The sequence below is a fragment of the Phycisphaeraceae bacterium genome (genome assembly GCA_019636675.1).
GTDB lineage: Bacteria > Planctomycetota > Phycisphaerae > Phycisphaerales > UBA1924 > JAHBXC01.
Genome location: JAHBXC010000002.1, coordinates 334,011 through 355,693, shown reverse-complemented (window position 1 = coordinate 355,693; position 21,683 = coordinate 334,011). Strand labels below are relative to the sequence as shown.

Genomic DNA, 21,683 nt, shown 5'->3' with positions numbered 1-21,683 from the left:
GCGGGAGCGTCACCGATGGCATTCAGTAACGTCCACACCGCGGCGCTGCTCGCTGTCGCCGGGTCCGCGGCGTCGGCCGGCACGGTCGAGTCGTTCTGGATCAACGCGGCCAACGGGCAGTGGAACACCGCCTCCCGGTGGACGGCGCCCGGCACGCCTGGCATCGCCCCTCGCACCAACCAGATCGCCGTCATCGACGCCGTCGGGCCGGCGTACACGATCTCCGCCGATGTGGCGGGCATCAGCCTCGCCGGGCTCCGCCTGCTGTCCGACTCGGCGACGCTGCGCAATTTCCAACCCGGGTTCGAGGTCCGCGGCGAGACACGCATCGAGGCAGGCACGATCCGCAACGGGAACGCGTCCGGCGAGTTGATCTTCAACGACCTCATCCAGACGGGCGGCCTCATCGATACCTCGGTGGGAACAGTCCGCTTCAACGGGCTCGCGCAGATCTTCACGGACTTCCACGCGACCTCGAGCACGATCACCGGCACGGGCACGCTCCGCTTCGGGGACGGAGCGCGGCTCCTGGGGGCGAGCGGTGGCGGCTATACGCAGTTCAGCGTTCTGACCACACTCAATGGCGATGTCGCCCTTGAGGGCGGGGCTCGGTTCAACACCGGCCTGGCGTTCAATCCCGGCGCGCTACTGCGGATGCGAAACGCGCGGATCGACACCTTCGGCACGAACCTGAACGTCATCGCCGAGTCCGGGTTCAACACGATCCGAGGGCGCGAGCTGGGGCCCACCTCGCTCCTCATCGGTTCCGTGACCGTCGAATCGGGCGTCACGATGCAGCTGACCCAGGGCATCGACTCGCGACTCGATATCGTCGCCCATGCGGGCTCGACGCTTTCGCTGGGGGGTAGCGGCAATCCGCCTATCACGAACCGCTTCGCCCAGGGCTCGATCACCAGCGACGGGACCGTGATCTTCAACGGCCGCAACGAGATGAACTTCACCATCGGCGGCGCGCCCACCTACCGCTTCCGGAACGCCAATACCTTCCTCGTCGATCAGGACTTCGGCAATGTCGTCGAGATCAACGGCGATTTCCTGGGGCCCGCGAACTTCACCTTCCGCGACTCGGATCTGAACGCCGGAGCCGCGCGTTTCCTCGGCTCCCCCTCGATCACCGATCCGCTCCAGCAGCCGACCGTTCGCTTCGATTCGTCCTTCTCGCTGACGAGCCCGAACGCGAGTCTTGATTTCCTTTGGCGTGTCGCAACGAACGAGGGCAACCTCTCAGCCAGGACGATCGCGACTAACTCGCTCTTCGTCAACAACGCCGGTGGAACGGTCACGGTGTCGGCACTCGATCGAGCACTGAACTCACAACCGAACCAGCTCTCGTTCCTCAACTTCGGTCATATCGCCTTCCAGAACCAGATCGGTGCGCCGAGCATGCCTGGCGCAAACTCGCTGACGAATTTCGGCACGATCGAACTCGTGAACGGCTCGCGCATGTTCGCGAACCTCAATCAGCACGCGTTCATGGGCGGGCCAGCCACGCAACGGATGGACTTCTTTGCCGCGACATTGCACGCGGGATCGACGACCACGCTCGCGGGGGACATGGGCATCTCCGATCTCGTCATCAGCGCAGGCACGCTTCAGATCGGGGGCGATCTGATCACGACCGCGAGCGGGCAGTTCCGCCATAACGGGGGCGATCTGTCGATCGGTGGAGCAGTGCGCCTCGTCGGCGGCAGTCTGGTCAGCAGCACAGACCCCACCGCCCAGAGGCTCTTCGTCGCCAACACCGACTTCACCTTCGACAGGATCGTGATCGGCGCCGGGGGCGGACTCACCGGCTCGACCACGGTTCGATTCGCCGAATCGCTCGACTGGATCGACCGCGGCATCATCGAGGGGCTCGGCGCGAGGATCATCGAATCGACCGCCGTCGCACGCGTCGGCAGCGCGAGTCAGTCGGCCTACCTCAAAGCCAACATCCGCAACGAGGGACTGATGCTGCTCTCCGCGCTCGCGGCCGTCGGCGCAAGCACGAACACGCTGACCAACGCCGAGGGGGCGGAGATCCGCGCCGACGCTTCGAGCGTAATCGTGAGCGCTCCGGGGACCGGCACGCGCCGTTTCGAAATCGTCAACAACGGGACTATGGATCTCCGCACCGCCGCGACAGCGCGTCTCATCAGCAGCAGCAATACCGGCCTCCATCTCTTGAACAACGCCGACCTCCTGCTCGGGCCCGGCACGACCACGATCGATATTCTCGAGAACGCCGGCGCCGTGTCTCTCGATGGCGGCGTGCTGCGTATCGAGAACTCACTCCGCCTCCTCGATGGTTCCGCGTTGACCGGATCGGGGACCATCGAACTCCGCACAGCCCTCGGCACGCAACACCTCATCGCCGACCCGCTCTCCGGGTTCTCCGGTGAGCTCCGTCTGCTGGGAAACACGCGATTCCTTGCCGGCCTCGACACCGACTCGACGATCCTTCTCCAGAACGGGCCGTCCTTCTTTGAAGACGACACCACGCTCCGCGGCGCCCTGCGAAGCACCGCCGGCACAGGGACCTTCCGCAAGCATGTCGACGCGCACGGCGCGTTCGAGGTTGCCGGGGGTTCGATCCTCGTCGACGAGTCCCTGCACCTCTTCGGCGCCGCGTCCATCTCGTCCGGCTCCATCGGCGGCGCCGGCGCGGTGCGCGTCGCGCACTCCCTGAACGCCACCGGCGGCGTGATCACCGGCGGTGAACTTCTCGTCGATGCCGGCGCCGTCGCCGACCTCGCGCCGGGCGCCGAACTTCTCGTCAACCGGCGCATCACGAACAGCGGATCGATCCGCGCGTCCGGCCCCGGCACGACGACCGTGAACGGACGCGTCGTCAACCACGCCGACATCGAGGTGAACGGGCGCCTCCGTCTCCTCGGCGGCGGACAGAATCACGCCGACATCGTCGTCGACGCTGGCGCCGAGCTCGTCCTCGGCGGCGCCTGGCTGTTCGAGTCCGGCAGCACGCTCGCCTCCGAAGGAACCATCGTCATCCAGAGCGGCCACTCCCGCTTCGCGTCGCCGTTCACCCTGGCGAGCGCCGACGCGCTGACCATCACCGAGAACGCTTCCCTGTCCTTCGATGGGGAACAGCAGGTCGCGTCCGTCGAGAACCGAGGCGCTTTCCAGTTGCTCGACCTGTTTGGGCAGACAGTCGCCTCGTTCGTGCAGACAGAAAGCGGGCTGCTCTCCCTGGCCGCGGCCACCCTCGACGCGGGCGCCGCGCTGTTCGTGCAAGGCGACGCTTCGCTGTCGGGGGGGCTCGAGCTCGACTTCAGGGCCGCGCGAGCGCGCGGAGAGGTCGAGATGCTCGTCCTCTCGGCCTCGGGCATCTCGGGTGAGTTCGGCTCCGTCACGCTGGTTGGCCTGCCCGATGAGGCGAGCGTGACGCTCCGCTACACGCCCACCGAGGTTGTCGCACTGGTCGTGGTGCCTGCGCCCGGTTCTCTCGCGGCGCTCTCGCTCGGGGCGTTCGCGCTCGCGCGTCGGCGCCGGTCCGCGGTCACGCGCTGACCAACCCCACCCGCCGCACGACCGCCTATCGTCACCCATGACGACCCCCTGCCCCCGGACCGGCTGCACGCCGCCCTAGCAGACGGCTCGCCCGCCTCGCGCGGGCCGGTGTCGTTGTCGTCCCCCCACCGCCTCGCTCCGCACCCGGCGCGCCGCCGCGCCAGGATCCCCGTGATCCCACGCCCGGACTGTCACCGTCATGACCGAGAACTCATCCTCACTCCCGCGTCGAACCTTCGCGATCATCTCGCACCCCGACGCCGGCAAAACGACGCTCACCGAGAAGTTTCTTCTCTACGGCGGCGCGCTGGGGCTCGCCGGGTCCGTCACGGCGCGCAAGAACCAGCGTGCGACCGCCAGCGACTGGATGGAGCTCGAACGCCAGCGTGGCATCTCGATCAGCTCGACCGTGCTGCAGTTCGATTACGCCGGCTATAGGGTCAACCTGCTCGACACGCCGGGCCACAAGGACTTCTCCGAAGACACCTACCGCGTGCTCACCGCCGTCGACGCCGCGGTCATGGTCATCGACGCCGGCAAGGGCATCGAGCCCCAGACGCGCAAGCTGTTCGAGGTCTGCCGCCGGCGCGGCGTGCCGATCTTCACCTTCATGAACAAGTGCGACCGCCCCACGCGAGACCCGCTCGAACTGCTCGATGAACTCGAGAAGATCCTGGGCATCGGCGCGTTCCCCGTGAACTGGCCGATCGGCTCGGGCACGGACTTCCGGGGCGTGTACGACCGGCTCTCGAAGCAGGTCCACCTGTTCGAGCGCACGCCCCACGGGGCGTATGTCGCGCCCGTCAACGTCATGGGTCTCGAAGACCCGGCCATCCGCGGTCGTCTCGACGCTCATATCTACGAGCAGACCCGCGACGAGGTCGAAATCCTGCAGGGCGCCGGGGAGTCGTTCGACGAGAAGCGCGTGCTCGCGGGCGAGATCACGCCCGTGTACTTCGGCAGCGCGATGAACAACTTCGGCGTGCAGATGTTTCTCGACGGGTTCCTGGAGCATTCCGCGGGCCCGGGCCCGCGCAAGGCGGATGGCAAGGTCATCCAGCCGACGGACAAGTCGTTCAGCGGCTTCGTCTTCAAGATCCAGGCGAACATGGACCCGCGCCATCGCGATCGCATCGCGTTCGTGCGCATCGTGTCGGGCTCGTTCACACGCGAGATGTCGGTTGTGCATGTTCAGAGCGGCAAGCGCATCCGACTCACCAACGCGCAGCGCCTCTTCGGCCAGCAGCGCGAGGTGGTGGACGACGGGCACGCCGGCGATGTCGTCGGCATCGTCGGACACGATGTCCTGCGCATCGGCGACACCCTGGCCGAGGACCGCTCGGTCGTGTTCCACGAGATCCCACCATTTGCGCCCGAGTGTTTCGCGTACCTGCACAACCCCCAGCCAGGCAACGCCAAGAAGTTCCGGCTAGGCGTCGATCAGCTCCTGCAGGAAGGCGTCGTGCAGCAGATCCAGGTGGGCGCCGGGATGATCAAGACCCCGGTGCTCGCGGCGGTCGGCCCGCTCCAATTCGAGGTCGTGCAGCACCGGCTCAAGTCGGAGTACGGCGCCGAGTCGCGCCTCGAACCGGCCCGCTGGACGCTCGCGCGCTGGTGCCGCGCGCCGGGCGGGCAGAGCGACTTCGCCGCCCTCCCTTCCGACGCGGCGTACGCAGAGGACGCGCAGGGACGGCCGATGCTGCTCTTCTCCGACGAGTGGGACCTGCGCCACTTCGCGCAGCGCCACCCGCTGGTGGAGCTCTCGACCGTTCCCTTGGAGGACAGCGCCGACGCTAGCGCCAGAAACGCCGGCGCTGCTGGGGCGTGAGCGCCTGGTACGCCGCGGTGTCTGTCGAGAGCCGATCGAGGTAGTCGAGCGCCAGCTCCCAGGCCATCGCTTGGCGCTCCTTCTCGGTGATGACGGACAGGATCTGCTGCGCGTACCAGCCGAACATATAGACCTGCGTGTGGCGCGAGACGGCGCTGTTATTCGCGAGGATCGCGAGGTGCTCGATCTCGATCAGCATCACATGGAACAGCCCTTCCATCTGCGGGTTGGCGTGGTCGCGCTTCAGTTCGCCCGCGTCGAACGCCGAGATGTTCCTCACGATGTAGCCGTCCCGGTCGAAAAGCCGGTCGTGCGCTTCGATGAATCTGGCGACGTTCTCGATCCGCCGGTTCCGCACCAGCAGGTACGAATTCACCATGAAAACCAGCAGCGCCACCAGCGCCGCGACGACCGTCGCGTAGTTCCGGAGTTCGTCGCTGGACAGGTCCATCCGCGTCAGTCCCCATCGCCGACGCGCTCGAGCGTCGTCCGGAAGGTCTGGTTGACCAGCGTGAGCGTGTTGCCGCTGAGGGTCCACGCCGAGTTGGTCAGGTAGTCGGAGCCGTTGATGATCAGCGTGTTGCCGACCACGCGGTAGGTCTCGGAATCGACGCGCATCGTCCCGTCGGGCAGCTGCGTCGTCGTCACGACGTGCCCGTTGGGCTGGAAGTGCAGCGTCATCGACTGGAAGGCGCGCCGGGGCGGGGGCGACATCGATGTCACGCGCCAGGCTGTGTCGGCGAACGGCTTCATCTCGGGCGTCGACCCGGGCCACGCGGGCGGGATGAAGGTCCCCGTCGTGGGCGCGGCGCCCTGCGCTTCCAGCTGCGCCTGCCGGGCTTCGAGGTCGCGCAGCGCCGCCGCGTGCTCGCGGTCGCGGCGCTCACGCTCCCTGTCGCGACGGGCCTGCTCCTCGCGCGCGCCCTGCCGGTCGCGCTCGTTCCCGATCATGTAGCCGGCGCCCGTGCCCACCGCGGCGCCGATCAGCGTCCCGCTGGTGTTGCCTCCGATCGACTGCCCCATGAGCGCGCCGAAGCCGCCGCCGACGAGGGCGCCGGTCTGCCCTCCGGACTCGCAGCCCGACAGCGAGGACGAGGCGCCGATCGCAGCGAGTGTTAGGGCAAGCCGGGACGAGAGGAACGCACGATGACTGTTGATCCGCATACCCCGATTCTACCGATCCGCGAAGAAGCGCGTACCGACACCGTCCCGAGGGCCAAGTCGCCCCGGCCCCACCCGAGGGGTTCGGAAGGCGCTGCCGCGACGGGGCGGCCGCTCCCGCAAGAAATCTCGATGCTGACCTGTTAGATCCGCGAGCGCCGCGACAAGTCTCTGTGGAACAACCACCCCCCGTGTCCGGAACGGACACCATGGAGATTCGCAATGCTCGCAGCACACAACAACGCCGCCGCTCGCCCCGTCCTGACCGACTCGCGCCCCGTCTTCGGAGCGTCCAGAACGCTCGCCTGTCTCGCGGGCGTCGCCTCGATCGCGTGCTTGACCTCCGTCGCTTCGGCGCAGCGATTCTACACGACCGAGGTGAACTCCGGAGAGTTGCGCATCGTGAACTACGCGAACGGCGCGGTCACGACCGTTGGCAGTCTCGGCGTCGCCACCACCAACATGGACCTCGCCTGGCACCAGGGCGTGCTGTACGGGCTCGACAACGGCGCTCCTGGCCTCGGAAACAGCGGCAACCTCTACAGCATCGCCACGACGGGCCCGACCGCTGGACAGGCGACGCTCCTCGGCAATCTGAGCTTCCAGGGCGTCGCCTTCACAGGCGAGGCGCTCGGCAGCGACGGGACCTTCCTGTACGCCGGCTGGGGTGCGATCGGCACGAACATCAGCAACCGATGGGGCGTGGTCGGGCTCACCGGCGCGGTGACCTACATCGGAGAGATCGATCCGAACGAACCGCTGAGCGAGCTCGACGGCGCCGGTTTCGGCAACGGGCGCATGTGGGGAATCGATCTGTTCGTCCACAACAACAACCAGAACAACTACTTCTATAACGACGCGTCGAACAGCACCCCGGGCACGTTCCAGCACTCTCACGGCGCGTACGGCTTCACCGTCAACGACTCGAACGATCTGGTCGCGTCCATCGGGACTTCGCTCTTCACGATCACCTCCTCGGGGTACCTCATCGAGTACGCCCAGACCGGCGGCGCCATGCAGGGCTTCACGCAGCTCGTCCTGCCCGGCAACTACCGCGGCCTCGAGATCGTCCCTGCGCCCGGAGCGCTCCCGCTCCTGCTCGGAGCCGGGCTGGTCGGCGCCCGCCGCCGGCGATAAGTCTGCCCCACCCTCCGCGTGGTCCTCTCATGTGCCCGCCCCGCCCGTCATACGCGGTCGGGGCGGATTCCCGTCTCCCGTGAAAGGAGCTGACGATGCGCATCGCTCTGATGCTTCTGCTGCAAGCCGTCTCGATCGCCGCGATGACCGCGATCGGCGTCGGCATCGTTCTCAGCGTTTCCAACGGGTCGCCGAACCCCGCGCTGATCGGGGCGATGGGCGTCAATTCTGTTGCGCTCGTGGTGATCGCGTGGAAACTCCGCGGCGTCGGATCGAAGCGACGCGCCGGACGCGACTAACGCGACAGCGGCGATGTCGTCCCGATGCTCTCCCTCCAGTACGGCGCGTTTCCACGCACATACCCGGCGAGTCGCGACAGGTCGACGACCCCGATGAACGGGTCCTGCCCTGCGGTGAACAACCGCGAACCGTCGCGAGACACAGCGACGGAAAACGTGGACTTCTCGTGCACATGGATCGTCGCAACCTCCGCGGCGGCGACCGGATCGAGGACGACAACATCGCCCCCCGGCCCGACCGTGAACAGGACGCGCCCCGTCGGATGGAACGCGAGGTCGTACGGGCCCCAGGGCAGGCCTCCGATCGCGCGCAGGGGGGCGCCCGTCCGCGCGTCCCACAGGCGGATCACCCGATCATCGCTCGCGGTCACAAAGACGCGACCATCCGGGGAAAACGCCACGGCGCGCGTGGCGACGCCGCCGACATCCAGCGCGACGAGCCGTTTCCCTGTCGCGGCGTCCCACACCGTCGGCGAACTGCGGATGCCTGCCGCGCCGGCTCCGATGAGACTCCCGTCGGGGCTGAACGCGATCATCGGGACACGATCGGCGTCAGCGCGCAGTTTCGCCGACGCCCGGTCGGCGTCGACGCCCCAGAGGTGAATGAATCCCCCGTCCGTGGCCGCCGCGATCGCGCGGCCGTCCGGGCTGAACCGCACACTCCATACGCGTCCGAGCTCAGCGCCAATGACGCGAACGAGCACGCCCTCTTCGCTCCACAGTCTGACCTCACCGTCAGCGGCCCCGGTGACCAGCAGCGACCCATCGGGTGAGAACGCGACGCCGTTCACATACTCCGTGTGCGCCGGGATGACGCGCGCCTGGTCGTCACGCGTCGGCTGGATCATGAGGGTTCCCTCTTCTCCGGCCCATGCTCTCGTGCCTGTCGACGAAACCGCGACCGCAGGAACACTCCGCGATTGGGAAGGAATGCGCGTGAGCCAGGGCCGATCTGCCGCGTCGTACACGGACACACGCGTGGATTCACCCAGCGCGAACACGCCCGCGTCCGCCTCATACGCCAGCCCGGAGGGTTCTTTCCCCGCCGGGAACGTCGCGAGTGGCTCCAGCGTCGGGATCGAGTACAGGGTGACCTCCCCGTCGTGCCTCCCGACAGCCAGCGTCGAATCGGAGCCGCCGAAATCGATGGTCTGTATGGGCGAACGGCCCTGCACAACCGCGATGAGCGGGGAGTGCTCGTTGTCGATATCGAAGAGGTGAAGATCGGAGTTGTACCCCGCCGCGAGATACCTCTCGTTCGGAGAGAGACGCGGCACGCGCACACCGGTCGGGCCTCTCCAGCTCCTGCTGCTCTCCGCCATCGCGAGGGTGCGCACGACGGCCCAGTCGGGTTCGGCGAGGATCGAGACACGCGCGTCCGGCCCCGTCCACGATCCAACGAGCAGCGCCAGGCCGCCGTCTATTCGCGCGAAGCTCACCGAGAAAGCGTCTCCCAGCATGCGCGTCACAACCCGGAGCGTCGCGGCGTCGTAGATGGTGATAGCGCCCGACGGGCCACGCGTAACGCACGCCAGGTAACGGCCGTCATCGGAAGCCGTGAGCTCAAGCGAGTCGGCGTCGATCGAGACCGGCCCGACAACGGCGCCGGTCCGCAGGTCGTGGCGCGAGAGCCCGCTCCGGGTCGCCGCGAAAGCCACGAACCCACCCTCGGAGCGCGGCGCGAGTATCAGTCGTGCCTCTGATATGAGACCCGGCGCCGCCGACAAGGAGCGGCCGCGCCCCGACAGATCCCATGAGGTCCGGACCAACGCGCGATCGACGCTCCACACTGCTCCGTTGCTGCGATCAAAGCCGAGCGCCGGCGTGACCGCATTCGTGGAGGTACGGAATCTTCGCGGCATGCGCGCGTAGAGCTCCATCAACGACCACGCCGACCGGATCGCTTCGGGCGAGCCGGTGAAGCCGATGCCCACATCATCCGCCATACCGACGCGAACGGCCTCACCCCACAAGATCTGTTCGGCGCGATCTGTGTCACCAAGACTGCCCATCAGCCGGGCGCGCTGCACCGCGGATTCCGCCAGCGACGCCTCGGCGCTGCGCCGGGCCTTGTCGAGGTCCGTCGCGAGGAACGCGAGGCCGATGACGCCGGCCAGCAGCGTGCAGGCCACGATGACTCCAGCCCCGACGATCGGTCTGTGCTTGAGCGCCAGACGTGAAAGCACATACCACGCGCTGTCGCGCCGCGCATCGATCGGCTCGCCCGCGAGAAAGTGCTCGAGGTCGGCGCACAGAGCGTTCGCGTCGGAGTATCGCCGGTGCGGGTCCTTCGACAGGCCGCGCAGGATGATCGTCTCGAGGTCCGCCGGAATCTTCGGGAGGTAGTGCGAGGGTGGCGTCGGCTCGGTCTCCGCGGCGTGGCGAATGATTTCGGAGAACGAACCCTCGCACGGGATCGGATGAGCGCCGGTGAGGGCGCGGTACAGCGTCACCACCAGCGCGTACACATCGCTGCGCGCACTCGGCTCGTCCTCCACCCCCAGGAGCTGCTCGGGCGCGGCGAACGCCGGCGTGCCCGCGAACTCACGCGTGAGCGAAGGGGCGCCCGAATCGGTCACCATCGCGTGACGCGCAAGCCCGAAGTCGAGCACACGCGGCACGCCATGGCGATCGACCAGGATGTTCGATGGCTTGAGATCCCGATGGATCACTCCCCTCGAATGCGCATGCCCGACTCCCGACGCGACGGCGACGAAGAGGCGGGTCACCGCGTCGATCCATGCACGCGACCCCCTGACGGGATGCTCGATCGTCCCGCAGTATTCATCGATCGGAACGCCGTCGACGAACTCCATCGCGACGAACCGCGCGCCGCGGTCCGTGAGCCCCGAGTCGAAGACGCTCACGATGCTCGGGTGACGCAGACTCGCGGCGAGCTCGACCTCGCGCTCGAACCGGACGCGCTGCCGGGGCGACGCCAGCACGCCCCCCAGCAGCAGCTTCACGGCGGCGGGCCGGCGCGTCGCGACCTGCACCGCCCTGTACACCACCCCCTGCCCGCCCTGCCCGATCACCTCGAGCAACTCATACCCCGGTGCGAGACCCGGGTCCCTGCACGACTCGTCTTTCAGCCAGGAACCCGGCAGCGCATCGCCGATCGCGCCGGCATGGCGCCGGAGGAACTCGCGGTTCTCGCGGATATCGCGGACCATCGCGGCACACGCCGCACAGGATTCGATGTGAGCCAGCAACGCCGGGCCTGGGTCGTCGGTGTGCGCCAGCGATTCCAACGCCGCGGGACGCGGGCACCCTTCCATGTCACACGCCCTCGTCGTACGCGGCGGTCAGATCTCGCACGATCTCGCGCAGCCGCTTCGTCAACCGGTTCTTGATCACATACACCGCATCGACATCAATCCCGCACTGCTCGGCCACCTCTGACGCCGGAACGCCGCGAACGACGAAGAGCTCGAAGGCGCGCAGCGTGTGCTCCTCGAGCCGAGACGAGCGGCCGAGTTCCGCGAGCGCCTGACCGAGGATCGCCGCGTCGCGTTCTCGCTCCCAGATCTGAGAGAGATGCGCTTCATCGGGGATGGAGGCGCCGATGTCCGCGGCATCCTGCTGGCCGGCGCGCTTCCCGGCGCCCTCCGATCGGCGCATGGCGTAGGCGGTGTTCCTCGCGATGCCGATCAACCAGGAACTCAGGCGCCCCTGGCCGCGGACATACCTCCCTGCGCGATAGGCCTGCGCAAACTCGACCATCGCTCGCTGCGCGAGCTCCGACGCGTCGTCGGGTGAGAATCCCAGCGAACGCGCGAATCCCGTGAGCACGGGTCGGTAGCGCGCGTCGAACCCCGACCACGCCTCCCCATTCGCCGGGTCGCGCAGGTCGTTCAGCAGCTGGGTTGTTGTGCGCGTCAGCACGCGTCGTTCCTCATCCGCGCTCCGAGCCCCCGGCAGGCAAGCCGAGGGCTCGAGGGCTGCCCCCAGTGTACCGTGAACCCCCGGGAGGCAGTGCGCGACACTGGCAGACCCGGCCGGGGGCCCCGCGCGTTGACGCTCAGATCACTCCGGCGATTCACCGAATCGGATCGCGTTCAGCGGCGCGTCGCTCAGCCGGAGAATCCCGCCGCGGGGATGATCCAGATCGATTGTGATCCAGAGCGCGGTGCTGATGATGAGCGTGAGCGGAATCGCGAGCGCGATCCTCCGCCGCCCGGCCATGCCGCACCCGTAGCCGATCACACCGATCGCGAGCACGGAAGAGGCGATCAGCAGGCCGAGCACCAGCGGCGGGAGATGCTTCTTCCCGGCCGCGATGCGGTTGGAGTGCATGTCGATAACCTCGTTGACGGGCGTGAGCACCGCCATGGTAGCCGCCGGGTTCTCGGTCACCCCTGCCAGCGCGTGCCGCCACAGGGCGTCGTGGAAGCGATCGACTTCGCGGAGCTGCTCGGGAGGTATGCTGCGCCGCACAACGCGCGTGACCTCTACACGATGCTTGGTGTACCCGCGGAGCGTCTCCCGCATCGCGGTCCTGTGCGGCTCAGCGAGAAGATCCGCTCGGAGGTGCGCCGTGCCGATCGCGTTTGCCTCGGCGACGATCATGTCCTGACGCTCGAGAAAGCGCGAGCCCGCGGCGGCGAAACTGAAGGCGAGCAGCAAGCCCAGAACCCCGAGCACGGCGCCCTGAATCGCGCCGACCTGTCCTGCGCCGCCCGGCTCGGCGTCGGACCTCGCCCGTCGACCGGACCGAAACCCCAACTCAAGCGCCGCAAGGAGCAAGACAAAGAGCGAGGCCGCGATCACCAGATCCATCACAACGCCGCCCATGAGCCACACCATCCTGACCGTCAGAAAATAACCTGCACCTGAACCTGCACCGCCCATTGGCCGTCGTCGGGGCTCGCGAGCAGCGCCGTATTCGTGCTCGCCGGCGCGAGCGTCGAGGACTGCTCGTCGAGGAACCAGATCACGTTCCCGGTCAGCTTCAGCGCGTGCGATCCGGGAAAGAAGTAGTAACTCGCGCCGGCGGTCAGCGTTCGGAAGTCGCCGGTCCGCTCAGAGCGGTCGTTATCCGAGACGATCATATCGAAGCGGCTGAACAGCTCGGTATGGTCGGTGACGAACACGCCGCCCTGGAGGATGAACCCCGCGTCGAAGTACTTGTCGCTGGCGGCGTCGTCGCTCTGGACGCCGACAACCGCGCCGAAGAGGTTCCAGCCGTCGCCCTCGACGCCGATGTCCGCCGTCAGATAGAGCAGCTTCAGGTCGTCGCGGGTCCCGGTGTCGCGTCCTCCGGTCTCGTAGTGGATCGCCCCTCCGAGCATCACCGCGAGCCCGCTCCCGCGGAACGAGGTGTAGTCGTCGAAAGTGGACCACGATTCGCCGGCGATCTTCCATTCCCACCTCGTGGTGAACGCAGCGTCCGCCTTGAGACTCGAATCGAAGTCGTTGTTCGCGGAGCGGATGCCGTCGCTGAACGCGGCCCAGAAGCGGACGCTGTCCCATTCACGCGACACCATCACGCCCTGCGTGTTGCCCTGATTGAAGTAGTCATCGACCACGGACGCGTTGACCGCGAGCTGCTTCTCAGCGCCGATATTCTCGTCGCGGAAGAGCGGGATACTGAACTGCCCGAGCCGGAGTTTGAAAGAGTCCGGGAGCGTGAGTGTGGCATACGCCTGATCGAGTGAAGCGTCGCCCGACGAGCGACTGAAGGTGGTCCGGACTCGCGCCGACATCCCTTCGAACGGGTTCGCATCAAAGAACAGGCGCGTGCGGTTCAGCGAGAATCCGCCTGTGTCGCGAGAGTCGCCGGGGCTCGCGACCTCATCACGATGGTTGTATGTGTAACGGAACTGCGTGAAGCCCCAGATCCGAAGCGGCGGAGGCCCCTCGGGCGCGGTCGAGGCCAGACTCGTTCTGGACGCCGCGTCGGCGAGCATCGCGTCGATCAGCGCTCGGGTCTCCTCGGTGTCGAGGGACACGAAAGACGACGACGCGAGCGCGGGCGCCGCGACGAGCACGCTGGTGAGTGCCAACACCTGGCGCATCAGAAGATCACCTTCGAGAGGGCAAGCCCGGTGAGCACGGCGCCGGTGGTCGCCACCAGCCCGGGCAGCATGAACGAGTGGTTGAAGACGAACCTGCCGATCCGCGTGGTGCCCGTGCGATCGAAGGCGATCGCGGCCACGATCGTTCCGTACGTCGGCAGGAAGAAATACCCGTTGACCGCCGGGAACATCGCGATGAGTGAAGCCGCCGGCAGACCGAGCGCGACGCCAAGGGGCATGAGCGCCGCGACCGTGGACGCCTGGCTGAAGAGCAGGATAGAGAGGGCAAAGAGCCCGATCGCGAAGATCCAGGGGCGCGCCTGGATCGCGTCGCCCAGCGAACTCACGACGAACTCCTTGTTGCCCTCGAAGAAGCAGTTGCCCATCCAACCGAGACCGATGATGGAGATGACCGCGATAACGCCCGCCGTCGCGACCGACGATCGGACCGCATCGGCGGGCTTTGCCCCGAGGAAGAGCATCATCAACCCCGACGCGCCAAGCATAAGGATCTGAATGATCGTGGGCATCCCGAGCGTCGCCTGTCTGGTGGTGGGCGCGCTCTCGATCTCGTCGATCGCACGATCCAGCGCCTCAGCCAGCTCGGCCGTGGGGATCGAACGCATCCCCTCCTGCGGGTCCAGGAGCGACAGAATCGCGTTTTCGATCCTCTCGACGGGGACCGTGTCGCGCGGCCCGATCGTTTCGGTGTAGGTCGGTCGCAGCGACGGGATCATGCCAAACAGCACGATGAGCAGCGCCGCGGTCAGGAAGATCCCAACCGACCACGCGGCGCGGCGTCTGGCGGGCGCCGACATCGCTTCGGTCTTCGTCTCGCCGCTCTCAACGAGCCCCTTCTTGAGCCTGTCGATATAGACGGGGTCCTCAGCGAGGGCCTTGCCCTTGCGGATCACCGCGAGGGCGCCGAGCGCGACGCCTACGAGCGTCGAGGGGATGCAGATCGCGAGGATGTGCCAGAGCTCGACCGGCTTGCCGTTGATCTGCAGGCCCGACGCGCTCAGGATGCCGAGGAGCCCGACGGTCGCTGCGGCGAGCGGGCTCGCGGTGATCGCCTGCTGCGATGCGATCACGCTGATGGACATGGGACGCTCTGGTCGGATGCCCGCCTTGCGCGAGACCTCGGCGATCACCGGAAGAATCGCGTACGCGACGTGGCCCGTGCCCGAGCAGAACGTGAAGATGTACGCGACGAGGGGCGCGATGATCGTGATCCACTGCGGTTTGGCGCGCAGCGCGCGCTCGGCGACGCGGACGAGAAGGTCCATGCCTCCGGCCGCCTGCATCGTCGCCGCGGCGGTCACCACCGCCACGATGATCGCGAGCACCGTCACAGGGGGTGATGACGGTGGAAGCCCGAACACGAAGACCAGAACCGCGAGCCCGATCGCCGCGACGGTCCCGAGCCCGGCTCCACCGACACGCGCGCCTACGAAGATCGCGGCGAGCACGACGAGCAGCTCAACCCAGAACATGGCTTATCTCCTGGTCTGACGGGAGCCGACCTTCTTTCGTGGGCGCACGATCCGAATGTTCGTCAGCGCGACAGGGTCGAGAACCTTCCTGATCTGCGCCTCGCTCAGCAGCTTCTTCTCCCGGACGAGCTCGACGACGCCCTTGCCCGAACGCAGCGCCTCGGCCGCGATTTCCGTGGCCTTGTCGTAGCCGATGTGCGGGTTGAGCGCCGTGACGATGCCGATGCTCCGCTCGACGAATCCGCGGCAGATGTCCTCGTTGGCCGTGATCCCGTCCACGCAGTGCTCGCGCAGCGTGCGAGCGGCGCGCAGGAACATCGTCTGCGACTCGAAGACTCTGGCGGCGATCACCGGCTCCATCACGTTCAACTGGAGCTGGCCCGCCTCGGCGGCCATCGTCACGGTCAGGTCGTTGCCGATCGCCGCGAAGCAGACCTGATTCACGACTTCGGGGATCACGGGGTTCACCTTGCCCGGCATGATCGACGAACCCGGCTGCATCGGGGGCAGGTTGATCTCGTTGAGGCCGGCCCGCGGCCCTGAGGAGAGCAGCCGGAGGTCGTTGCAAACCTTCGAGAGCTTGATCGCCAGACTCTTGAGCACCGAGGAGTACAGCACGAACGCCTGCGTGTCCTGCGTCGCCTCGATCAGATCCTTGGCGAGGGTGATCCGCTTGCCGGTGATAGACGCCAAGTGCACGACGCACTTGCGGCCGTAGCCGCGCGGCGCGTTGAGCCCGGTGCCGATCGCCGTCGCGCCCATGTTGACGTCGCAGAGAGCCGCCTCGACGCGGCGCAGCACGCGTGCTTCGTCCTGGATGCTCGCGGCCCACGACTCGAACTCCTGTCCGAGGGTCATGGGGACCGCGTCCTGGAGTTGCGTACGCCCCATCTTCAGGACCTTCGCGAACTTCTTGCCCTTCTTCCGGAACGATTCGATGAGCAGGTCGAGCTCGGCGATCAGGCGGTCGTTGGTCAACAGCATCGCGATGTGGAGCGAGGTCGGATAGGCGTCGTTGGTCGACTGGCTCAGGTTGACATGGTCGTGCGGGTCGCAGAACTCGTACTCGCCGCGATGTCTGCCGAGGTGTTCGAGCGCACGGTTCGCGATGACCTCATTGGCGTTCATGTTCGTCGAGGTGCCGGCGCCACCCTGGATGATGTCGACCGTGAACTGATCGTGGAGCTGCCCGTCGAGGATGTCGCGGCAGGCGGCCTCGATCGCGCGGCAGATCTTCGTTGGCAGGATCCCGCAGTCACGGTTCGCGCGTGCCGCGGCCATCTTGACCATCGCGAAGGCGCGCACCAGATCGGGGTAGTGGCTGATCGGCACCCCGGTGATGTGAAAGTTCTCCATCGCGCGCGCGGTCTGCACGCCGTAGTACGCGCTCGCCGGGACACGCTTGGAGCCGAGCAGGTCGTGCTCGGTGCGCGTGCGGGCGGCCTGGGTCTTTCGCTTCGCCATACTGTCGGTCCTCTCTGGGATACGCGGCGCCGCCTGCGCGGCGCGTGCTTCGGACGATCACTGATTCGGTTTGCCGGGCTGCTTCGCGGCCCACTTGGCGTGGAGGTCTCTGACGACAGCGATCGCTTCGTCGGCCGACGGCAGGCAGAGCGGCATATCGATGTCCTCCTGGCTCGCGAGGGGCATCTGCGGGTTCAGCATGCTCTCCCTCGCCCACTCGACCAGACCCTTCCACATCTTGCCGACGAGGATCAGCGGCACGTCATCGACGTGCCGGACCTGCAACAGCTGCCAGATCATCATGGTTTCGAGCACCGTGCCGATCCCGCCGGGCGCCACCACGAATGCGTCCGATGTGAGCACGAAGTGGTGCAACCGACTGAAGAAGGTCTTGTGCTCGAACGCGTGCTCGACGAACGGGTTCACCTCCTGTTCGAAGGGCAGATCGACGCGGATGCCGGTGGACCGGTTCGGCTGTCCGGCGCTGGCTGCGCCCTCGTTGGCCGCCTGCATCAGGCCGGGCCCGCCGCCGGTGACGATGTCGCAGCCCATCTCGGTGAATGCGGCCGCGACGCGCTTGACCTCTTCGTACGCGAACGACCCCGGCGCAGCCCGTGCCGAGCCGAAGATCGCGACGCGGTATCGCTCGCGCCGCGTCGGACGCAGTCGCGTCAAGTTGTTGACGATCTCCCAGAGACCCATCACCGACGTGGAGATGATCTCCTTCACCGCCTCTTCATCGGTGATGGTCACGGCGCGTGAGGAGCCAATGGGCATGCGGTGCTCGGACATAGTTCGCTCCGATCAGACGCGCCAGGCGCGCCTGGGGGAGATTCATGTCGTGATCTGATGACGCTGCTTGTACTCGTCCATCGAGTCGACCGAGCTGAAGTACAGCGTCTTGCCTTTATGCTCGACCGTGCCCGCCGCCTCGTTTCGCAGCAGCCGGGTCTTGGTGATCGGGTCCTCGACCATCGACCAGCGGAGGTAGTGCTGGTTGTCCTGCATCGAGAGGTACGCCTTGACGCATGCGATCAGCTGGTCGTCGATCCACTTCCCGAGCGCTTCGCGGTCGATCTTGTCCAGCGGCATCTCGATGCGTGCGTGGCGGTCGTACTCGATGAAAGTGGGAATGATGAGGAGGTCATAGTCGAGGATGAGCTTCGTGATGTCCGGGTTCGCCGAGACCGTCATCGTGAGCGTCATGTTCGCGAGGTCGGTCAGGAACACGACTTTCGCTTCGCGGAGCGAGGGCGTGATCTTTGGGGTGACGCTGATCGTGTCCCCGAACTGCTTCGCGAACTCGTCGAGACGCGGGCCCCAGACCGCCTTCAGGTCCTCACAGGTCTTGCCGAACTGGGCGAGTCGAGTTTCGTGCTCCTTCTCCTGTCGGGTGCGGTCCTCGGCGGCCTGCTTCTGGCGTGCGGCCCGTGAGTCAAACTCCGCCTTGATGCGGCTCGAAAGCGATGCGTTCTCCATGACGACTCACTCCTTCTCTTCTCTCTGCGTTCGCGATGAGGAACGGACCTCATCCGAGGATCAGGAAACGGACACGGAGCGCCACTCGTGTGGACCCGGTCACGCGTGCGCTCCCTCCGTGACTGGCGCCTTCGCGGCGGGGGCTGCCTTCACGCCGAACACCCGCTCGGTCAGTGTCTGGATGACCACGTACAGCACCGGCGTGAAGATCAGGCCGAGCAGCGTGTTGCCGATCATGCCGTAGAACACCGCGGTGCCGATCGCCTGGCGGCTGGCGGCGCCGGCGCCGGTGGCGATCATCAGCGGCAGCACGCCCAGGATGAACGCCAACGCGGTCATGAGGATCGGGCGCAGTCGCAGGCGCGACGCCTCGACGGCGGACTCGACGATGCCCTTGCCCTGCTCCCGATAGGCCTTCGCGAACTCGACGATGAGGATCGCGTTCTTCGCGCCGAGGCCGACGAGGAGCACGAGGCCGACCTGCGTGTAGATGTTGTTGTCCATGCCGCGCCACATCAGCCCGGCCATCGCGCCGAGCACCGCGAGCGGGATCGAGAGCACGACCGCGAGCGGGATGAACCAGCTCTCGTACAGAGCCGCGAGGATCAGGTACACGACGAGCAGGGCCATCGCGAAGACGACGATCGCCTGACTGCCGACCAGTTTCTCCTGGTAGGAGAGCGCGGTCCATTCGTAGGTCATGCCGGGCGGGAGTTTCGCGTCGGCCATGGTTTCGACGATGCGCAGCGCCTCACCGGAGGACACGCCAGGCGCCGGCTGTCCCTGCACTACCGCCGCCGGGAAGATGTTGTACCGCACGACGCGATCGGCGCCCATGATCTCGGAGACGGTCACGAGGGAGCCGAGGGGGATCATGCGTCCGTCCGGGGAGCGCACGTCGAGGCGGGCGATATCCTCGGGCTTCGAGCGGAACCGGCTGTCGGCCGACACATTGACCTGCCAGGTCCGTCCGAAGAGGTTGAAGTCGTTCACGTACGCCGACGAAAGATACCCCGACATCGTCGAGAACACGTCCTGCAACGGGATGCCGAGGATCTTCACGCGCTCGCGGTCGACATCGGCGAAGAGCTGGGGCACGGCGGGCCGGAAGGCGCTGTTGACTCCCTGCAGTTTCGTCTGGGCGTTGCCGTCGGCGACGAGTCCCTGCACGACCTCCCCCATCGCGACGCGACCGAGTCCGGCGCGGTCCTGGAGGCGCAGGTCGAAGCCCGATGCGCTGCCGACGCCGTCGACAGCGGGGAGCGAGAACACGATCGCGAGGCCGTCGGGGACCCGCGCGGTTTTCTCGCGCAGCTCGGCCATGATGGTCGCGAGGTCCCTGCCCCTGGGCAGACGCTCCGACCAGTCCTCGAGGCCGATGAAGAACAGGGCGTAGTTCGAGCCGTTGTTGTTGATCATCGAGAAGCCGGGCAGGGATGTGTAGTTCCGCACACCCTCGGTCTCGGACAGGATTTTCTCGATCTGCTCCACCGCGGCGAGTGTTCGCTCCTGCGATGCGGCGTCGGGCATCCACAGGTCGATCATCACCATGCCTCGGTCTTCGAGGGGGACGAAGCCGGTCGGGACTCGTGTGAAGGACCAGACGATCAGCACGAAGCAGCCGGCGAAGCTTGCCAGGGTGAACAGGATGACGGCGGGGTGCACGAGGAACTTGACGAGTCGCGCGTACCCGTTCGCCAGCTTGTCGAAGCCGGCGTTGAACCAGCGCACGAGGATGAACTTCTTCTTCCCCTCCTTGTGCGGCTTGAGGATGAGCCCGGAGAGCGCCGGGGTGAGCGTGATGGCGCAGATGCCGCTGATGAATGTACTCGCGGCGATGGTGAGGGCGAACTGCCGGAACAACTGCCCGCTGATGCCCGGCAGGAACGCGGTGGGGATGAAGACGGCCATGAGGACGACGGTGATGCTGATCACCGGCGCGAGGACCTCTTTCATGGCCTGCACGGTCGCTTCTTTGGGCGGCAGGTGCGTCTCGGTCATCACGCGTTCGATGTTCTCGACGACGACGATCGCGTCGTCGACGACGATGCCGATGGCGACGATGAGGCCGAAGAGCACGGGCATGTTGACCGAGAAGCCGAAGATCTTGGCGAAGGCGAATGCGCCGATGATCGAGACGGGGATCGCCAGCATCGGGATCACGGAGAGGCGCAGACTGCCGAGGAAGATGATGACCACGGCGAGGACGAGCGCGAGCGCCTCGAAGAACGTGTGGAAGACTTCCTCGATAGCCGCGAGCACGAACTCGGAAGTGTCGTAGATCGTCTCGAAGGACAGGCCCTCGGGGAGCGTGTCGGACTTGGCATGGAGGAGCGTTTCGATGTCTTTGGCGACCTGCACCGCGTTGCCGCCGGGCGCCTGATAGACGACCATCGCGCCGGCCGGGGTGCCCTTGTAGCGGGCGAGGAGGTCGTAGGACTTGCCGCCCAGCTCGACGCGGGCGACGTCTCGAACACGGACGATCCTGTTGCCCTCGGCGCGGACGATCACATTCTCGAACTGCTCGACATCGCTGAGACGACCGAGTGTGGAGACGTTGTATTGGAATGCCTGCCCTTCCGGGGCGGGCGGCTGGCCGATCGCGCCGGCGGCCACCTGGACGTTCTGCTCCTTGAGCGCGTTGATCACGTCCATCGTGGTCAGGCCGCGGGACTTGAGCTTGTCCGGGTCGAGCCAGACGCGGATGCCGTAGTCCTTGGCCGGGAAGATCTTGGCGTCGCCGACGCCCTGGATGCGTTTGATCTCGTCGAGAACATTGATGGTGAGGTAGTTCGCGATGAACAGGTCGTCGAACTTCGACGCGGCGTCTTCGTCCTTGGGCGCCAGGGAGAACACGGTAATGACGTTGGACGAGACGCGATCGGTCGTCACGCCGTTGCGTTTGACCTCTTCCGGGAGCTTTGGCAACGCGATGTTGACGCGGTTCTGGACGAGCACGGACGCGATATCGATGTCGGTGCCCAGCTCGAACGTGACTTTGAGTGTGTAGGAGCCGTCGCTGGAGGACGTGCTCTCCATGTAGATCATGCCGGGCACGCCGTTGACCTGCTGCTCGATCGGCGAGGCGACGGTGTCAGCCACGACCTGCGCGCTGGCGCCGGGATAGGTTGTGGTCACCTGCACGACCGGGGGCGTGATGTCCGGGTATTGGGCGACGGGCATCGTCGGGTAGGCGACGAGCCCCATGATCACGATGAGGATCGCGATCACGATGGAGACTATCGGCCTGCGGACCGGGAACTCTGCGAACATG

At 66.7% G+C, this 21,683-nt stretch carries 15 protein-coding genes; 4 read left to right on the top strand and 11 right to left on the bottom strand.

What is annotated here, in order from left to right:
• Positions 1-15: 15 nt before the first annotated feature.
• The gene (locus KF684_08140) at positions 16-3,531 is read left to right on the top strand and encodes a hypothetical protein (GenBank protein ID MBX3352891.1); all 3,516 of its coding nucleotides are present in this window, start codon (positions 16-18) and stop codon (positions 3,529-3,531) included.
• A 199-nt stretch (positions 3,532-3,730) separates the two neighbouring features.
• Positions 3,731-5,359, top strand: coding sequence for a peptide chain release factor 3 (locus KF684_08135; GenBank protein MBX3352890.1), 1,629 nt, complete (start codon positions 3,731-3,733; stop codon positions 5,357-5,359).
• Here KF684_08135 and KF684_08130 read toward each other — a convergent pair.
• Both KF684_08130 and KF684_08125 read right to left on the bottom strand, forming a co-directional pair.
• On the bottom strand, positions 5,325-5,810 hold the full coding sequence (locus KF684_08130) for a hypothetical protein (GenBank protein MBX3352889.1): 486 nt from the start codon (positions 5,808-5,810) through the stop codon (positions 5,325-5,327). The genes KF684_08135 and KF684_08130 overlap by 35 nt on opposite strands.
• 5 nt (positions 5,811-5,815) lie before the next feature.
• Entirely contained in the window at positions 5,816-6,523 is a 708-nt protein-coding gene (locus KF684_08125) for a glycine zipper 2TM domain-containing protein (protein MBX3352888.1), read from the bottom strand.
• Positions 6,524-6,742: 219 nt separating this feature from the next.
• Here KF684_08125 and KF684_08120 point away from each other — a divergent pair, with 219 nt between their 5' ends.
• A complete protein-coding gene (locus KF684_08120) occupies positions 6,743-7,657 on the top strand; it encodes a hypothetical protein (protein ID MBX3352887.1) in 915 nt (304 codons plus the stop codon).
• A 95-nt stretch (positions 7,658-7,752) separates the two neighbouring features.
• Positions 7,753-7,956, top strand: a complete 204-nt coding sequence (locus KF684_08115; GenBank protein MBX3352886.1) for a hypothetical protein — start codon at positions 7,753-7,755, stop codon at positions 7,954-7,956.
• Here KF684_08115 and KF684_08110 read toward each other — a convergent pair.
• The 9 genes from KF684_08110 to KF684_08070 all read right to left on the bottom strand — a co-directional run bounded on the left by KF684_08110 (position 7,953) and on the right by KF684_08070 (position 21,682).
• Positions 7,953-11,234, bottom strand: coding sequence for a protein kinase (locus KF684_08110; GenBank protein ID MBX3352885.1), 3,282 nt, complete (start codon positions 11,232-11,234; stop codon positions 7,953-7,955). The genes KF684_08115 and KF684_08110 overlap by 4 nt on opposite strands.
• Position 11,235: 1 nt before the next feature.
• On the bottom strand, positions 11,236-11,841 hold the full coding sequence (locus KF684_08105; protein MBX3352884.1) for a sigma-70 family RNA polymerase sigma factor: 606 nt from the start codon (positions 11,839-11,841) through the stop codon (positions 11,236-11,238).
• A gap of 141 nt (positions 11,842-11,982) precedes the next feature.
• A complete protein-coding gene (locus tag KF684_08100) occupies positions 11,983-12,807 on the bottom strand; it encodes a hypothetical protein (protein ID MBX3352883.1) in 825 nt (274 codons plus the stop codon).
• On the bottom strand, positions 12,771-13,973 hold the full coding sequence (locus KF684_08095; GenBank protein ID MBX3352882.1) for a hypothetical protein: 1,203 nt from the start codon (positions 13,971-13,973) through the stop codon (positions 12,771-12,773). The genes KF684_08100 and KF684_08095 overlap by 37 nt, the downstream gene beginning before the upstream one ends.
• Complete coding sequence (locus KF684_08090) at positions 13,973-15,466, bottom strand: anaerobic C4-dicarboxylate transporter (protein ID MBX3352881.1); 1,494 nt, start codon at positions 15,464-15,466, stop codon at positions 13,973-13,975. The genes KF684_08095 and KF684_08090 overlap by 1 nt, the downstream gene beginning before the upstream one ends.
• Before the next feature lie 3 nt (positions 15,467-15,469).
• A complete protein-coding gene (locus tag KF684_08085) occupies positions 15,470-16,930 on the bottom strand; it encodes an aspartate ammonia-lyase (GenBank protein ID MBX3352880.1) in 1,461 nt (486 codons plus the stop codon).
• Positions 16,931-16,987: 57 nt separating this feature from the next.
• Positions 16,988-17,722: an LOG family protein gene (locus KF684_08080; GenBank protein MBX3352879.1), complete on the bottom strand. Its 735-nt coding sequence runs from the start codon at positions 17,720-17,722 to the stop codon at positions 16,988-16,990.
• A 42-nt stretch (positions 17,723-17,764) separates the two neighbouring features.
• Entirely contained in the window at positions 17,765-18,409 is a 645-nt protein-coding gene (locus KF684_08075) for a hypothetical protein (GenBank protein MBX3352878.1), read from the bottom strand.
• A gap of 99 nt (positions 18,410-18,508) precedes the next feature.
• Complete coding sequence (locus KF684_08070) at positions 18,509-21,682, bottom strand: multidrug efflux RND transporter permease subunit (protein MBX3352877.1); 3,174 nt, start codon at positions 21,680-21,682, stop codon at positions 18,509-18,511.
• Position 21,683 lies beyond the last annotated feature (1 nt).

What these genes read in the sequence shown, in the direction of transcription:
- KF684_08140 (MBX3352891.1), top strand. Translation starts at nt 16, where the DNA reads ATGGCATTCAGTAACGTCCACACCGCGGCGCTGCTCGCTGTCGCCGGG.
- KF684_08135 (MBX3352890.1), top strand. Translation starts at nt 3,731, where the DNA reads ATGACCGAGAACTCATCCTCACTCCCGCGTCGAACCTTCGCGATCATC.
- KF684_08130 (MBX3352889.1), bottom strand. Translation starts at nt 5,810, where the DNA reads ATGGACCTGTCCAGCGACGAACTCCGGAACTACGCGACGGTCGTCGCG.
- KF684_08125 (MBX3352888.1), bottom strand. Translation starts at nt 6,523, where the DNA reads ATGCGGATCAACAGTCATCGTGCGTTCCTCTCGTCCCGGCTTGCCCTA.
- KF684_08120 (MBX3352887.1), top strand. Translation starts at nt 6,743, where the DNA reads ATGCTCGCAGCACACAACAACGCCGCCGCTCGCCCCGTCCTGACCGAC.
- KF684_08115 (MBX3352886.1), top strand. Translation starts at nt 7,753, where the DNA reads ATGCGCATCGCTCTGATGCTTCTGCTGCAAGCCGTCTCGATCGCCGCG.
- KF684_08110 (MBX3352885.1), bottom strand. Translation starts at nt 11,234, where the DNA reads ATGGAAGGGTGCCCGCGTCCCGCGGCGTTGGAATCGCTGGCGCACACC.
- KF684_08100 (MBX3352883.1), bottom strand. Translation starts at nt 12,807, where the DNA reads ATGGGCGGTGCAGGTTCAGGTGCAGGTTATTTTCTGACGGTCAGGATG.
- KF684_08095 (MBX3352882.1), bottom strand. Translation starts at nt 13,973, where the DNA reads ATGCGCCAGGTGTTGGCACTCACCAGCGTGCTCGTCGCGGCGCCCGCG.
- KF684_08090 (MBX3352881.1), bottom strand. Translation starts at nt 15,466, where the DNA reads ATGTTCTGGGTTGAGCTGCTCGTCGTGCTCGCCGCGATCTTCGTAGGC.
- KF684_08085 (MBX3352880.1), bottom strand. Translation starts at nt 16,930, where the DNA reads ATGGCGAAGCGAAAGACCCAGGCCGCCCGCACGCGCACCGAGCACGAC.
- KF684_08080 (MBX3352879.1), bottom strand. Translation starts at nt 17,722, where the DNA reads ATGTCCGAGCACCGCATGCCCATTGGCTCCTCACGCGCCGTGACCATC.
- KF684_08075 (MBX3352878.1), bottom strand. Translation starts at nt 18,409, where the DNA reads ATGGAGAACGCATCGCTTTCGAGCCGCATCAAGGCGGAGTTTGACTCA.
- KF684_08070 (MBX3352877.1), bottom strand. Translation starts at nt 21,682, where the DNA reads ATGTTCGCAGAGTTCCCGGTCCGCAGGCCGATAGTCTCCATCGTGATC.